The organism is Marinilabilia rubra, assembly GCF_003121985.1.
Lineage (GTDB): Bacteria > Bacteroidota > Bacteroidia > Bacteroidales > Marinilabiliaceae > Marinilabilia > Marinilabilia rubra.
On record NZ_QEWP01000011.1, the window covers coordinates 1 to 14,897 of the forward strand.

Here is a 14,897-nt window from a genome sequence, read left to right on the forward strand (position 1 = left end):
GAAGGAACAGAATGTAGAACCAAAAAATAAAACATTTTCGAGTATCCACATATTAGAAATGATAAACCAAACCTTTGATTTTGTGAATATTCCATTGCATCAATCTGCTTAGCCTGACGGCTATGCCTGATAGGGGCCAACTTTCAATTTGCTGATATTTTGATTTTTACAGAAATCTGTCATTGGTAACGCAGTGAAGGATCTCTCTGTCTTAATTTGAAGAATTTTTAGATGCTCTGGCAAACAAATACCGTGACTTTTAGGACACCCTCATACATTTTTTTAGCCAGCTTCTTTGAACAAAAAGCCGGAAACCTTTTGCAGGCCTCCGGCTCAAATTTGTTTTATTAAAACCCCGTGGTTAAAGTTTAATTATTTTCTATACTGTTTTCCGCATCATTTACTTCTTCTTCATTATCATCATCATTTGTGCGAACTAATATTAATTGGTTATACTCTTCAGCCAGTTCGTTAATGGCATCAATGGTTTTCTCAAACACCGTGTCGGAACTGATTTTAGCCGACATCTCCAGGTAATTGGTTAAGAAGCGATACAGTTCAATCAACTCCTTGCGGACTTCTTCGAATTTAACGTCGGGACTCTCGGCATTGGCATTCAGCCTCGCAAAATGGAGGTTTTCAAACTCTTTATTGGCGGCATCTAATTCTGCCAGCCAATCCGTAAGGCCTGTTTTTTCCAAAGCTTCCACCGCTTCTGTTGTGCCGGTCAACTTTCTAACTATACTTGCTAAGGTGCTGGTTTCCGACTGGTAGTTCATTCGCCCTATGCCACCGCCAAAAATTCTGATTTTATTGAGCAGAAATTCAGCAGAAGTGCGAACCGCATTGTCGTAATGTAATGTTAAGCCTTCCAGAACGAGGTTAAAACCACCTATGGCATTATCGCGACGCTCATCTGCTTTCTCAAGCTGAGGGGTAATGTCGCTGCCACGTTTGGTTTTGTACATGGAAGAGGCCAAAGCCGTTTTCTCTTCAATTTGGTTACAGATTTCCAGATTTTGGAGTTTTTCAGGGTCTTTTGTTTTTATGATTCTAACAATCACATTGAAAAACTGTACAAATTCACTGTTTCTTAACTTATGGATTAAGATACTTTCTAACATAAAATTTTGGTTTTAACAGGGTTTTAATAAAACGACACTAAAATTAATGATAAATATCATTAAACGCAACCGTTCAAATTTTAAAACCCCTGAATGTCAGTAATGCTATACGATAGCGGAGGGGAATTTTTTTTTGTGGAGGTCGGATGAAATTTGAAAAGGCCCGGAAGGGCTGTAATATAGGTAGAAAAGTATATTCAAACATAGATGAATCCCGTAGGGATGTGATTGTTGTTTCGTACCTACGGCACTCGTCTCAAAATTATTTCACCAGGGTTCTCTACCGATATATCGTCCCTCCGGGACTAAGTGATTTTTCTTGTTTTTGGTTTTTTAAGGGTGCGCCTTGTCAGCTATGGTCAAAGCCCGGTAGGGCTGTAATATAGGTAGAAAAGGGGATTTAAACATTGGATGAGTCCCGTAGGGATGTGATTATTGTTCATGCCTATGGCACTCGTCTTCAATTAATTTCACCAAGTTTCTCTACCGATATTTCGTCCCTCCGGGACTAAGTGATTTTTCTTGTTTTTGGTTTTTTAAGGGGGCGCCTTGTCAGCTATGATCAAAGCCCGTTAGGGCTGTAATGTAGGTAGAAAATGAGATTCAAACATTCGATGAGTCCCTTAGGGATGTAATGTTTTTTTAACATGAAAGGTGTGTTAAGTGAGTGTTTGTTAACTTTTTCATATACAGAGTGCTGCACCCCTGCAGGACGTTTCCAACAAGCTTCGGAATCTTGCTGCAGGGGTACGGCACGATCCCGACAAATCTCGAAATCGTGCCGTAGGGGTGCAGGAAGCTTCCGACAAAATTTGGAATTTTGCTGCAGGGGTACCCGGCCATTTCAACAAAATTTGGAAACACGCCGTAGGGGTACAGCACTATTCCAATATTATTTGATGTCGTGCCGCAGGGGTACAGCATGTTTTCGACGAAGTTTGGAAGCATGCCGCAGGGGTACACGGTGTTCTCGATAAAATTTGGAAGCATGCCGTAGGGGTGCCTTCAGTTCTCAATTAGTTTTGGCCATATGCTGCAGGCATACCTGAGCTTACCAAATAACTTTTGTCTGTTGCCGCAGGGATACCGGACCATTTCAGTGATATTTGATCATTTGGAGAGGGGGCAAGTGATGGTTGCAAAAGAAATGGGGTAGGTCTTACATTGGGATGGCAACGAACCCCATGCTTCATGTCCCACGCTCCATATTCCATGCCCCGCGCCCTTCCCGCATTCTTTTAACTTTTTGACAAAACATAATAAGTTTTTAGATGTGAATGGGGATATTGGATTGAATGAGAGAGAAGTGATGCTTTCATTTCTCTTTTCCCGGTTTTTATTTAATGGCCCCCAAAATAGAATTTATGCACAATGACAATATGGGGACGTTAGGCTTTATGGTAATGACCAATACGTCCAAAAAAATTAAATATATGGACAAAGGCTTAAATGGTGTTCATTTTTATTTACAAATTCGCAAATCGTTCAATATTTGCAGAAATTTGAACAAATAAGAAGTTCCTTTTCAATAATTGGACATATATTTGTATTACGTCCACAATTAAAAAAATATTGAACACATATGAGCGGCCGGAAGTTTGATAGACAAAATCCCTACAATGACTTACCCCTGTTGCCACCAGGTAAGGACATCGAAAATAATCCTGTTATTTTAAAGCGATTGGTTTCTGCATCAAGAGCTCTGGCTACTGTTAACGGAAATTTAAATCGATTGCCTAATCCATTAATGCTAATAAATACTTTGGCATTGCAGGAAGCTAAAACTTCTACTGAAATAGAAAACATTTTCACCACAGAGGATGAACTCTATAAGGCAATTTCAGATACACGTAAAGAAACCAATGTAAATCCAGCAACAAAGGAAGTTTTGAAATATAGAGAAGCTCTTTGGGCAGGATTTAAAGAACTTCAAACAAGAAAAAAAATTGATTCTAACTTAATTAAGCAAATTTTCAATCAAATAAAAGAAACTACATCAGGATATCGGCCACCACAAGCACAAGTCGTAATTAAAAGAGGTGAAAGTGAATTTCGCCCGGGAGAAATCATTTATACTCCCCCAAGAGCTGAAGGATTGATAGAAAATTTAATGGATAATCTCATTACGTACTTAAACAACGATGATCTATATCCTGCAGACCCATTATTGAAAATGTGTGTTGCTCATTATCAATTTGAAGCAATCCACCCGTTCCAGGATGGAAATGGAAGAACAGGACGAATTATAAATCTCTTGTATTTGTTTAGTAAGGGATTACTTAGTCAACCTGTGTTATATATGTCAAAATTTGTCATTCAAAATAAGGAGGACTACTATTTTAAATTAGGAGCTGTAACTCAAAGAAACTCTTGGGAATCTTGGATTGAATTTATGTTGGAGGCCACCGAAAAGACTTCAATTTTGACAAATACCCGAATTGATGAAATTCTAGCTCAGATGGATTCTACTCTGGAATATGGAAAAGGAAAAATAAAATGGTATAATAAAGAGGTGAATGAAGCTATATTTAGCCAGCCATATATCAAACCTAATATCATTGGGAGAATCATAGGAAAAACATCCAGAACAACATTAACTAAATATGTAAATGAACTGGTTAATTACAATATCCTGAGACCAAAAAAAGATGGAGTGGAAGTATATTATATAAATGATGATTTGATAAGAATATTAGAAGGATAGAAAACAAAAAAGCCTAACAAAGCCATATACGCCAGCCGTGGCATCCACAGCATATTGATGGTTTTCTTTTTAGCTCTCCAATGCATTCAAGGTGATAAAGTCGCATCTGGCCTTAAAGCCATGGTTAAACGAATAAAGCCGGGAAGGTTGGAAAATTAGGGACGAAATAATTATTGATATATAAATTAACAATTCCTAACGCTTTGAAAACCCTTTAAAAAACAAATCCCGCTGCCATAAACGGAGCGGGATTTATTGTTATAGGGAAAAGCCCTAATTAAAACGGAATATCATAAAGCTTTTTCCCGTCTTTCAGGAAGGCATCCACACTGGCATCGGTCATGGGGTGACTGCGCAGGCGTTCCAGTATTTCGTAACTGATGGTGGCCGAGTAGCACCCTGTAAGGGTCACCCGGTGAACCTGATCAACGGTTTTAAAGCTGGCAGCTAGTACTTTGGTGGGCAGTTTGAAATCGGTGAAGCTTTTTACGATGTGGTTAACCACTTCAATGCCGTGTGAAGAAATATTGTCCAGTCGGTTGACGTAAGGTGCCACAAAGTTGGCTCCGGCGCGAGCGGCTACTAAAGCCTGCTGGTGAGTAAAGATGGCTGTAGCCGTTACTTTGATGCCAGACTTTTTAAGCATGGGAATAGCCCTGAATCCTTCCTCTGTAATAGGGATCTTGGCATAGAAGTCGCACTTGTCACCACATATCTCGCGGTATTTTTTGGCTTCATCCAACATGCGCTCAGCTTTTTCGCTGATCATTTGCACGTGAAGCATTTTGTCGCCCACCAGTTTTACCAGTTCGGGAAGAATCACTGAAAGTTTCTTGCCTTCAGCGGCCAGAATAGTCGGGTTGGTGGTGATTCCCTGAAGCGGGAAATAGTGCAACAATTTTTTGATCTCTTCAATGTTGGCTGTATCTGCTAGATAATACATGATGTTTGATTTTTTAATTTTTTGCAAAGTTGGGGAAAAATCGGATGTTCCGGCAATAAATATTTTTAAAAATGTGCATTAAAATATTTAATCATATAAGGGAATATTAGAATTTTTTGGAAATCTACAGTCTTTATTTTGTTTGCATCCTTGATCTTTAACAGGGTTATTGCCAGGAAGAAAAGCTTCTTTTTTTTATTTGATCAGGTCCTGTGATGATCAAAATCGCTTACCAAATCTCATGGCATGACAATTGTTGTTTTAGTGATGTGTTATTTTTTGTTAGGAGGAAGTTATGAAAAAGTTAGTTGTATTAGTATTAGCAACCGTGTTTTCAATGGGAACCTTCGCCATGGAAAACACTAAGAAAGAAGATAAAGCTCTGCGGAAAGCCCGGAAAGAAGCTATTTTGTTGGAACAATATAAGACGATGCTTAATGCAGTTGAAAACCAGGCTTTCGTTCTTGAAGCCGACTATCTGAGCAATCAGTACGGACATAGAGTAATAGTTCCTTCCTCACTCAATTTCATAAAAGTGGAGGCAGGTGAGGCAATCATTCAAATCGGATCAAACGGAAGGATGGGTGCAAACGGAGTAGGCGGTGTTACTGCTGAAGGAAAGATTAGCGGTTACGAAATTGAAAAGAATCATAAAAAGAAGTCCGGGACAGTTTCGATGACTGTAACGACCAATCTTGGCATTTATGATCTTCACATGTCTTTTAATGCCAGAGGTCATTCATCTGCTTCTGTTTCCGGATTACGCCGTGGCAGGCTGAATTACTCGGGTGAGCTTGTGCCGCTTGCATCTTCAGGTGTTTTCCAGGGAAGTCAGTCTTATTAAAAATGTTAGCATTTAAAATTTGTATTTTTTTTGGAAAAGGAGGCTGTTCGAAATGGGACAGCCTCCTTTCTATATCAGCCCCTAAAAAATCAATCTACAAACAGCCTCCTGGCATGCCTTTCATAAAGATTCTCAAATACGCATTTACCCACAATTTCGGAGTGATGTTCCAGATATGCGTTGAAGGCATCAATGTCTTCAGCTGCCAGTTTGTAACCAACATGAATTAATTGGCGCAGGTTTGAATTGTATTTCGGATTATCCGGGATATGACGAAGAGCATTAGCAAATTCTTCGCCAGTCCAACCCTGAACTTCAAGAGCTGTTGGAAGTTTATCTTCGTCAATGTCTATCACGTCGGCATAAGGGGCGCAAAGTTTTTCAACATTACTCAGTGCCCTGGAATAAAGGTGCTTAATGAACTTAAGTGCTTCTCCTCCTGCAAGTGCCAGGCCGATAACCTCTTCCAGCCAGGTGGTTCCTGCTGTTTTAAGGTGAAATCCCTTGTCGTGTTTTTGAGAAAGCTCTTTAATAATGGGGTATATGGAAAACTTATCCGATCCTGAGTGAATACTCATTTTCAGCTCTTCAGGGAGTCCGAATTGTTTAATGGCAAAATCAATCACCATGAGGTTGGTCTCATATTCGGTGCGAAAAGCGTCAAGGTCTCCAACATAGTCTACTCCTTTGTTGAATCGTCCGGTGAACTTGGGCGCTATGGTCTGTGCCGGAACCCCGTTATGTGCCAGCATTGCCAAAATAAACAGTAACTCTTCCGGTGATTGAGCATCAGGAACCTCGTCCATTGAGACTTCTGTGATAAAGTTGCCCTTTCCTTTGGTTTCCTCAATGTGCCTGTAGGTTGCCCCTGCCATTTGAGTGGCATAGAAATATTGGTCAACAATACTTCGCAGCATATCTTCGTTGATGTTAAAGGAGGCTCCGAGGCCCGGAATTTCAGTATTACCAATGAAATCCTTCATTTCGCCAATGAAGTTTTCTTCATCAGCAGCCTCTCCTTTTTGTCCGATGTAAGCGGCAACGTCGATGGTGAAAAAGTTCGAGCTATCCAGAAACCGGTCAACCGTATCCGGGTTAATATGATCCGCATCAATGAACCAGGGCTTATCCCAATCCGCTTCTTTTATTGCTTTTTCAACTGCTTGGCGGGCATCCTTTGGCTCACTGCCAATGGTTGTGTGTTCGCGGTGCGATTTGTTCCAGACAGGTGTTATTTCCTGACCCTGTTTTTGAGCTTCAATTATGGTTTTTAGTTGCCATCCTGCCTGATGAGCGAACCGATCGCCCATACCGAATGAGTACTTTGATAGTTTTTTCATAACTAAGTTTTTATTGTTTTATGCGTATGAGTTCTTTGTTGCAGGCTTACAGTAAGTAAAGGCTTTAATCCTTTTATATATATGAGGGTAAGCCCCTTGATAATCATGGATTAAGCCAATGGTTGTGTTTTTCCTAATACATAGAAAGTGTTTCAGTATTAATGATTTCAACCGGTTGAAATTCATGCTTCAGGGCAATGGTGTGTGAGGTCAGGTATTCGAACAAGCGCTTCACCGCTTTTTCACTTTGATCCATGGGTCTTTGGCCAATGAGAAAATGGATGATACCTTTCTTTAAGTAATCAGTGTTTTTGCGCGTTATCTCGTAACCCACCAGAATTGTATCTAGCCTCTTTTTTTCAAGATATCTGGCAATAACATGCGTCTTGGCGCTGGAAACAAGTATGGCGCCTATGTTTGGGTTTTGTTTTAGAACCTTATCTATTTTTGCTTCAACCGTTTCTTTGTCAGTCTGATGAATTTCCACCGTAATTTTCATGCCGGTATTTTGGCCGGTATCCAGGAAATAACTCAGAAATCCCTGATTTCGTCGGTTGAGATGTTGAGTGTTCTCAAGATTTTTGGCAAGGTTAACTACCAGTATGTCTTTTTCCGGGGCAATGCCAAAGTCGATGAGGCTTGCAGCCACCCGACCTCCCTGAAAAGCATCTTCTCCAATAAAAGAAATGCAATTGGTGTTGTCAAGAAATGTGTCGATGAAAATATAGGGAATTTTTTTCCGGTCAAGTTCTTCGCAAAAGTGAAGAGCTTCGTTTTTCAGGATAGGGGCAAGGATAACTCCGTCTGTTGGATTTTCAAGGATTTCCCGGGTTTTTGTCAGAAAATCAACCTCATTGTGCAATTCAAAGAATCGGTAATCGATCTCCACAGAGAACGGTTGCAACTCATGAACGGCCTTTTCGATGCCTTTGGGATGTGCCAGCCAGTAAACGTTGTCCTGCCCGCCCTTGGGTATCAAAACCGAGAATTTATAGGTTTTTTTGGTGGTAAGAGCCTGGGCCACAATGTTAGGCTGATAGTTCATCTCTTTGGCGATGGCCAGCACCTTTTCACGGGTCTTTTGCGCCACTTCCCCCCTGTTGTGAAGTACCCTGTCCACTGTTCCAATGGAAACATCTGCCTTTTCCGCTATATCTTTTATTCTTACTTGCTTCATGGTTTGTCAAATTAATTCTCTGATCACTATTGACCAAAAAAATCACAATTGCTGTTTTAGAGTGCTTAACTTTGATAGTTGGCCCTCTTCGAGGACCTGCTTTGCCTGACCGCATGTCCCCGGGTTTCGTCCGGGGTTATCCAAATTGGCCCTGTTCAGGGCCCCGGAACCCATGCCAGCATGATTTGTCATTTTCGCATTATGCCTCAAGGTTATATTGGGGTAGCCACTACCAATGACGGATTTTTGTAACATACAATAATGCAATAATAGTCCGTTATCCCGATGGTTCGGGATTGCAATAAGTTTTGAATCAATTGTTTATAGATTAACAATTTTCTAGGTTAACGTTTGTATTATCAATTGGTTATGATTTATCTTTCATCTAAGTAAAATCATAAACCATTTAAAATGTGTTTTTTATAATTGTCTTAGTTTTTTAAATATGCCGCAAAAAGAATCAAAATTTCTTATAGTCGAAAGTTTCCAGCTTCTAACTTCCAGCCTCCAGCTTCCGGCTTCCGCGCGGCTGGGCTACTTAAATCTAATCTCTAACCTACCTGCCGGCAGGCGGGAAATCTAACGATCTATTGTTGAACGACAGTATATTAATATCCGAACAAATCAGGTATCCATAGAGAGAGTTCGGGAATAAATGTGACCAGCAAAAGTACCACAAACATGGCGATGTAGAAAGGGATCAAGGGTTTTACCAGGTCCTGGATCTTTAGTTTCGCAACGCTGCAACCAATAAATAATACGGCCCCCACAGGTGGCGTAACCAGTCCTACATTCAGGTTAAGAATCATTATGATTCCGAAATGAATGGGATCAAGTCCCAGCTGTGATGTTACAATCGGAAGGAAGATCGGGGTAAAGATCAGAACTGCAGGGGTCATGTCCATGAATATTCCAACTGCCAGCAATGCCAGGTTAATGATCAGCAGAATTACAAACGGATCAGACGAAAGAGAAAGCAAAGCATAACTTACGGTTTCGGGAATGTTTTCGAATGACATTACCCACGAAAGACCTATTGATGCTGCTATCAACAACATTACCATGCCTGTTGTGCGAACCGTATTTACAATGATCTGAGGCAGATGTTTGACGGTTACCTCTTTGTAAATAAGGGCCAATATCAGACTGTAAACAACGGCAATGGCGGCTGCTTCGGTAGCAGTAAAAAGTCCTGCAATAATTCCACCGATAACGACAACCAACATCATCAGACTCGGGATGGCATCGAAGAATTTCTTTACTGCAAAGCGAAATGGAACTTTCTCTGCGATGGGATATTTCTTTTTATGGGCGTAAACGGCTGCTACAAGCATTAATGCAACGCCTGTAAGAATGCCGGGTAGATAACCTGCCAGGAACAACGCTGCAATGGAAGCACCACCACTGGCCAGGGAGTAGACGATAAGAATGTTACTTGGAGGGATCGCCAGTCCGGTGGTTGCAGATGTTACGTTTAGAGCGGCTGAAAAACTTTTTTCATATCCTTCTTTTTCCATCCTGGGGCCCATAATGGTTCCAATTGCTGAGGCCGATGCAGCTGCCGAACCTGAAATGGCACCAAATAACATGTTGGCGGTGACATTAACCAAAGCCAGACCTCCGGGAAGGCGTCCTACTATGACTTTGGCAAATTCTATCAATCGCATGGCTATCCCTCCCGAGTTCATTAACTGACCGGCGAGTATGAAAAAAGGGATGGCCAATAGTGAGAAACTCTCCAAACCGGTAGCCATGCGCTGAGCCATTGTTGAAAAGGCAGGGAGCGTGTCGAAACTTACCAGCATGGTTGCTACGGCTGACAGGCCGATACTATATGCAATAGGCGTACCTATCACCAGAAAAAATATAAATGAAAAGATCAGGACAACGATGCCCAACATATCTAGTTCCATGGTATTATCTTTTATTGGTTTTTTTATCTATGAAGTAATTGCCGTCATTAGGACTGTGGTTGCTTTTTTTCTGCGTCAGAAATTCCCCACTTCACTATTTAACTAATAACTGTCGACTAATTACTTTTTATCGTCTTAATCAGTTGGCTGATATCATCCAGCGAATAATAGATCATAAGAAGTCCGCTTATAGGCACAATCATGTAAACATACCCAATAGGAACTTGTAATGCAGATGATACCTGTCCCATCTGAAACCGGGTATAAACCAGCCATGTTCCTCCCACTACCATTATTGTCAGGCTGAAAAGAATGATTAAGAAATTGATAAAAATAAGTAACCGGCTTTTCCTGTTTGGCGTTAGTTTGTCAGGTAAAATATCAATGGCCAGATGTTCGTTCTTTCCTTTTACATAAGCTGCTCCGGCCATTCCTACCCAGATCAGCAGAAACACTGCCAATTCGTCGGTAAAGGAGCTGGGATTGGAAAAGATATACCGGCTGGCAACCTGCCACACCACATCTACCACAAGCGTACTCATCAAAACTACCAGAAATATCTCCAGGAGTTTGTCTATTTTTTGTCTGAGGTTCATAATAGTTTTGTTATTGTTTTTATTTCCTTCAAATCAGATCCTGCCTCCTTTAATTTTGCTTGGTTTCTTCCTGCAAAGTTGTAGCATCAGAAGCTTCCTCTTTTTTGAGTAATGCGGGATCAGCTTTTTGAATGCGTTGAATGAGGCTGCTAAGTTCCTGGTTGTCTTCATACAGGTCGTAAACACTTTGTACAGCATCAATAAACGGTTGTTTATCGGTCTTTATAATTTTAACCCCTTCTTTTTCTACTGATTCAAGTGCTTCCTGTTCCGATTTCATCCATTCTTTTCTCTGTACGACAACTGATTCTTCCACGGCCTGTGTCAACCATTCTTTTTCCTGATCGGTGAGCTTCTTTAAAGCATGTGTGCTCATTATTAAAACATCAGGAATCATGGTGTGCTCGTTGAGCGTATAATAGTTACAAACTTCATAGTGGTGGGAGAGATAGAAGCTTGGTGGATTGTTTTCCGCACCATCAACAACCTTTCCCTGAAGAGCGGTATAAAGTTCACCCCAGGAAATAGGGGTAGGGGAGCCACCCATGGCCCTTACCATTGCAAAAGAGGTAATACTTGACATTACCCTGATCTTTAAACCAGCCAGGTCTTCAGGTTTTCTAATGGGCACAGATGAATAAAAACTCCGGGCACCTGCATCGTAAAAACAAAGTCCCTGAAGCCAGTACTTCTCACCTTTGGAAAGGACCTCCTTCCCAATAGGACCATCTAAAACGGAATAAGAGTGCTCTTTGCTTTTGAATATATAGGGTAAACCAAAGACTTTGTATTCTTCCACGAAACCTTCCAGAGCGGCAGCCGATACTTTGGTAATGTCCAGACTTCCTAACTGTAAGAGTTCAAGGCTCTCTCTCTCAGAACCCAAAACCCCTCCCGGATAAATGTCAACCTTCATCTTTCCTCCGGAAATTTCTTCCAGTCTTTTGCCCATGTATTCCATGGCAATATGCACAGAGTGTTTGGTGTCAAGAGCATGCCCTAACTTTAGAACTTTGACATCATTCTTGAGCCCGCAACCTCCTATACAAAGAAATAGAAAGAACGATACTGAGACTAATAATAATTTATTCATTGTGTTGGACTGTTATTAATCGATTATACATTGTACGTGCTGGAGGAAGTCGTTCCACCTCGTCCTGTCCAGTTGGTATGAAAGAACTCACCTCTTGGTTTGTCTAATCTTTCATAGGTATGTGCCCCGAAATAATCACGTTGGGCCTGCAGAAGGTTGGCAGGTAACCGGTTGTGACGATATCCGTCGTAATAGTTTAATGCGGTAGCAAATGCCGGTGTGGGAATGCCGTTTTCAATAGCTTTGGCAACAACTCTGCGCCAGCCACCCTGAGCATTTTCAATCACCTCTTTAAAGAAAGGATCTAAAAGAAGATTGGTAAGATCCGGTTTGTTATCATACGCCTCCTTGATTTTGCTCAAAAACACTGAACGTATAATACAACCTCCGCGCCACATTAATGCAATACCGCCATAGTTGAGGTTCCATCCATGCTCATCTGCTGCTGCAGCCATTAAAGCATAGCCCTGTGCATAAGAGATGATTTTAGATGCATAAACAGCATCATGCAGATCTTCCAGAAATGCTTTTCTGTCTCCGGAGAATTCAGGCTTAGGGCCGGAAAGCACTTTTGAGGCTTCAACCCGTTCATCTTTAATGGCAGACAGACATCTTGAAAAAACGGCTTCACCAATGAGTGTTAATGGAATTCCCAAATCCAGGGCTGATATACCTGTCCATTTACCGGTGCCTTTTTGTCCGGCTGTGTCCAGTATCTTTTCGACCAACGGCTCTCCATCTTCATCTTTGAAAGCCAGTATGTCACGGGTTATTTCAATCAGATAAGAATCCAGAGGGCCTTCGTTCCATTCTTTAAAAACATCATGCATTTCATCGGCGGTCATGCCCGGCAATTCTTTCATGATGTGATAGGCCTCATTGATGATTTGCATATCACCATATTCAATACCATTGTGCACCATTTTTACAAAATGACCGGCTCCTTTTTCTCCTACCCAGTCGCAGCAAGGTGTGCCGTCCTCTACCTTGGCGGCGATTGACTGGAAGATGGGTTTCACTGCAGGCCAGGCCCTTGGAGATCCTCCGGGCATGATAGATGGACCCAGCAATGCCCCTTCTTCACCTCCTGACACGCCGGTACCGATGTATAAAAGACCTTTGCTTTCAACATACTCTGTTCTTCTTGTGGTGTCAGGGAAATGAGTGTTTCCTCCATCAATGATGATATCGCCCGGTTCGAGTAATGGTACCAGACTGTCAATGAGTTTGTCAACCGCTCCTCCTGCTTTAATCATCATCATTACTTTTCTGGGGCGTTCAAGCGATTGAACCAATTCTTCAAGGGAATGGGTGCCTTTAATGTTTTTGCCATCTGCTCGTCCATTGATGAAATTATCTACTTTTTCGGTGGTTCGGTTAAAAACTGAAACCTGAAAACCCTTGCTTTCCATGTTAAGAACCAGATTTTCGCCCATTACGGCTAACCCTATGAGTCCGATGTCTGAAAAATTCTTCATAACTTTAATGTCTTCTGTAATACTGTTCTTACTGAGTACTCAATTCATCTTTAATATAAGCTCCTTTCCCCATGCTTCATGCCCTGGATCTTTGAAGTCCCCTTTTGGGGGATTTGGGGGGCCACTAATCGCAAAACCGTTCTTTGTGAGCCCACAAGCCAACGGCCGGATTGGAGATGAAAAATATCTCTTCTCCATCTGGCATGATGTTTTTACCGTCTTTCAGTTTATCCGGATTGTAACGTTCCATCATTTCGTCCGGATTGGCATATTTGAAATTGACGGATTCAATCTCCTGCCGGGTAAGATGTCCCGGACAATAGGTTATGGAAAAGCGGTCTTCTGAACTTCCGTGAATAAGGTGAGCTGCCGCCCCAAGATTATCCCTTAATTCCTGATTCTCGTCAGTTGCCTTGAGTGTTCTTGGAGTACCAAAATAGCCATATTTTCGGATTAGCTTATCGATGGTGGCATCTTCCCCAAACTCTTTAAGACCGGGTGCCAGAATTATCAGCTCCCCATTGTCGGCCAGTGCCATACGGGTGCGGTAGATGCTTTTATTCCCCAGCCAGGTACTTTTAAATTCTGACGGATCCAGGTATACAACAACCTTTTGAAGGGGTTCATTCACCATCTCAAAATTGACTTTAATGGAGAGATCTGCAGCTTTCTCAAAGACTTCCTCATCATCGCCAATGAATATGCCTTTGGGAACAAGGTTGCCTTGCTCATCGCGGCCAATAACGGTTTGTACGTAGATGATGGGCAAATGAGAAGCAAAGTTTTCAGAGGCGTAATTCAATACTCTGCGAACGGGGTTCCTGGCCCGCCCCATGATGCGTTCCATGCCATAAGCAGCCCCAATGAAGTGACTCTTATTGATACCTTCTGATCCACCGGTACCTACAAATATGTTTTTGTTGTAATTGGCCATTCCAATGACTTCATGTGGAACGACCTGACCAATAGATAAAATAAGGTCATGTCCGCCTTCATTTATCATCTTATTTACCTGGGCCGGCCAGTCATAGTCAATTCTGCCATCCGTTATTTCTGAGATGTAACTCCCGGGAACGACGCCAAGTGTGACAATGTCATTTCGCCAGTCATGAATGCGGAACAAATCTTTGGGAACGCCGTGAAACATATGATCAATCTGCTCGTCGGTCATAGGGCTGTGAGTTCCTAGTGCCGGTAATATATCGGTCAGGTTATCCCCATAGTATTCGTGGGCATACGCCGTCAGTTCCCCCGATTTTGAATGGAAACGGGTGTAGTCCGGGGGCACGGCCAGCACTTTTTGGCGGGTACCAATCTTGTCGAGAGCTGTAAACAAAGCTTCCCTGAGATCTTCCGGACCTAAGGCCTCATGTTCCGATCCTCGTTGAAAATATATCATGATGTTTGTTTATTTTGTGTGAGTCAGGCAGTGATACCGTGAAACGATGTATAGATGGCAGATCAGCTCCGGCTTTGCCGCTTTCCCCGAAAAGAATCCGCCATATCTGAATGTCCGTTATATTAACTCTATTCCGTGGTTAAAGGATTTATTTCTATCCTCCAGCCTCTAACCTCTAACCTCCAGCCTCCAACCTCTAACTTCTGTTTCAAAAACAGGCAAACCTCAAATGTCCTGATATGCCAGATAGGGTTCAAAAACCTATGTTTTTTAGTGCCTTCTGTGG

Annotated in this window: 12 protein-coding genes; 2 read left to right on the forward strand and 10 right to left on the reverse strand. The window is 41.8% G+C overall.

What is annotated here, in order from left to right; all coding sequences use genetic code 11:
* Positions 1-368: 368 nt before the first annotated feature.
* On the reverse strand, positions 369-1,124 hold the full coding sequence (locus tag DDZ16_RS13340) for a DUF6261 family protein (RefSeq protein ID WP_109264985.1): 756 nt from the start codon (positions 1,122-1,124) through the stop codon (positions 369-371).
* Positions 1,125-1,766: 642 nt separating this feature from the next.
* Complete coding sequence (locus DDZ16_RS20620) at positions 1,767-2,114, reverse strand: hypothetical protein (protein ID WP_146192236.1); 348 nt, start codon at positions 2,112-2,114, stop codon at positions 1,767-1,769.
* A gap of 592 nt (positions 2,115-2,706) precedes the next feature.
* Between DDZ16_RS20620 and DDZ16_RS13350 the strand changes: the two genes are divergently transcribed.
* Positions 2,707-3,828 (forward strand): Fic family protein, encoded by a 1,122-nt coding sequence (locus tag DDZ16_RS13350; protein WP_109264987.1) that lies wholly within the window; start codon positions 2,707-2,709, stop codon positions 3,826-3,828.
* A 277-nt stretch (positions 3,829-4,105) separates the two neighbouring features.
* On the opposite strand, the gene DDZ16_RS13355 is transcribed toward DDZ16_RS13350, so the two are convergent.
* Complete coding sequence (locus DDZ16_RS13355) at positions 4,106-4,771, reverse strand: transaldolase family protein (protein ID WP_109264988.1); 666 nt, start codon at positions 4,769-4,771, stop codon at positions 4,106-4,108.
* A gap of 295 nt (positions 4,772-5,066) precedes the next feature.
* On the opposite strand from DDZ16_RS13355, the gene DDZ16_RS13360 reads away from it, so the two are divergent.
* Positions 5,067-5,615, forward strand: coding sequence for a DUF4251 domain-containing protein (locus DDZ16_RS13360; RefSeq protein ID WP_109264989.1), 549 nt, complete (start codon positions 5,067-5,069; stop codon positions 5,613-5,615).
* 89 nt (positions 5,616-5,704) lie between these two features.
* Here the strand turns inward: DDZ16_RS13360 and DDZ16_RS13365 are convergent, their stop codons facing one another.
* From DDZ16_RS13365 to DDZ16_RS13395, 7 genes are all read right to left on the reverse strand, one after another.
* On the reverse strand, positions 5,705-6,955 hold the full coding sequence (locus DDZ16_RS13365) for a tagaturonate epimerase family protein (protein WP_109264990.1): 1,251 nt from the start codon (positions 6,953-6,955) through the stop codon (positions 5,705-5,707).
* 133 nt (positions 6,956-7,088) lie between these two features.
* Positions 7,089-8,132, reverse strand: a complete 1,044-nt coding sequence (locus tag DDZ16_RS13370) for a LacI family DNA-binding transcriptional regulator (RefSeq protein WP_109264991.1) — start codon at positions 8,130-8,132, stop codon at positions 7,089-7,091.
* Positions 8,133-8,740: 608 nt separating this feature from the next.
* Positions 8,741-10,045 (reverse strand): TRAP transporter large permease, encoded by a 1,305-nt coding sequence (locus DDZ16_RS13375; protein WP_109264992.1) that lies wholly within the window; start codon positions 10,043-10,045, stop codon positions 8,741-8,743.
* 116 nt (positions 10,046-10,161) lie between these two features.
* Positions 10,162-10,641 (reverse strand): TRAP transporter small permease, encoded by a 480-nt coding sequence (locus DDZ16_RS13380; RefSeq protein WP_109264993.1) that lies wholly within the window; start codon positions 10,639-10,641, stop codon positions 10,162-10,164.
* A 49-nt stretch (positions 10,642-10,690) separates the two neighbouring features.
* On the reverse strand, positions 10,691-11,734 hold the full coding sequence (locus DDZ16_RS13385) for a TRAP transporter substrate-binding protein (RefSeq protein WP_109264994.1): 1,044 nt from the start codon (positions 11,732-11,734) through the stop codon (positions 10,691-10,693).
* A 23-nt stretch (positions 11,735-11,757) separates the two neighbouring features.
* Positions 11,758-13,212: a decarboxylating NADP(+)-dependent phosphogluconate dehydrogenase gene (gene gnd, locus DDZ16_RS13390; RefSeq protein WP_109264995.1), complete on the reverse strand. Its 1,455-nt coding sequence runs from the start codon at positions 13,210-13,212 to the stop codon at positions 11,758-11,760.
* Positions 13,213-13,336: 124 nt separating this feature from the next.
* Positions 13,337-14,611, reverse strand: a complete 1,275-nt coding sequence (locus DDZ16_RS13395; protein ID WP_109264996.1) for a lactate racemase domain-containing protein — start codon at positions 14,609-14,611, stop codon at positions 13,337-13,339.
* Positions 14,612-14,897: the final 286 nt, after the last annotated feature.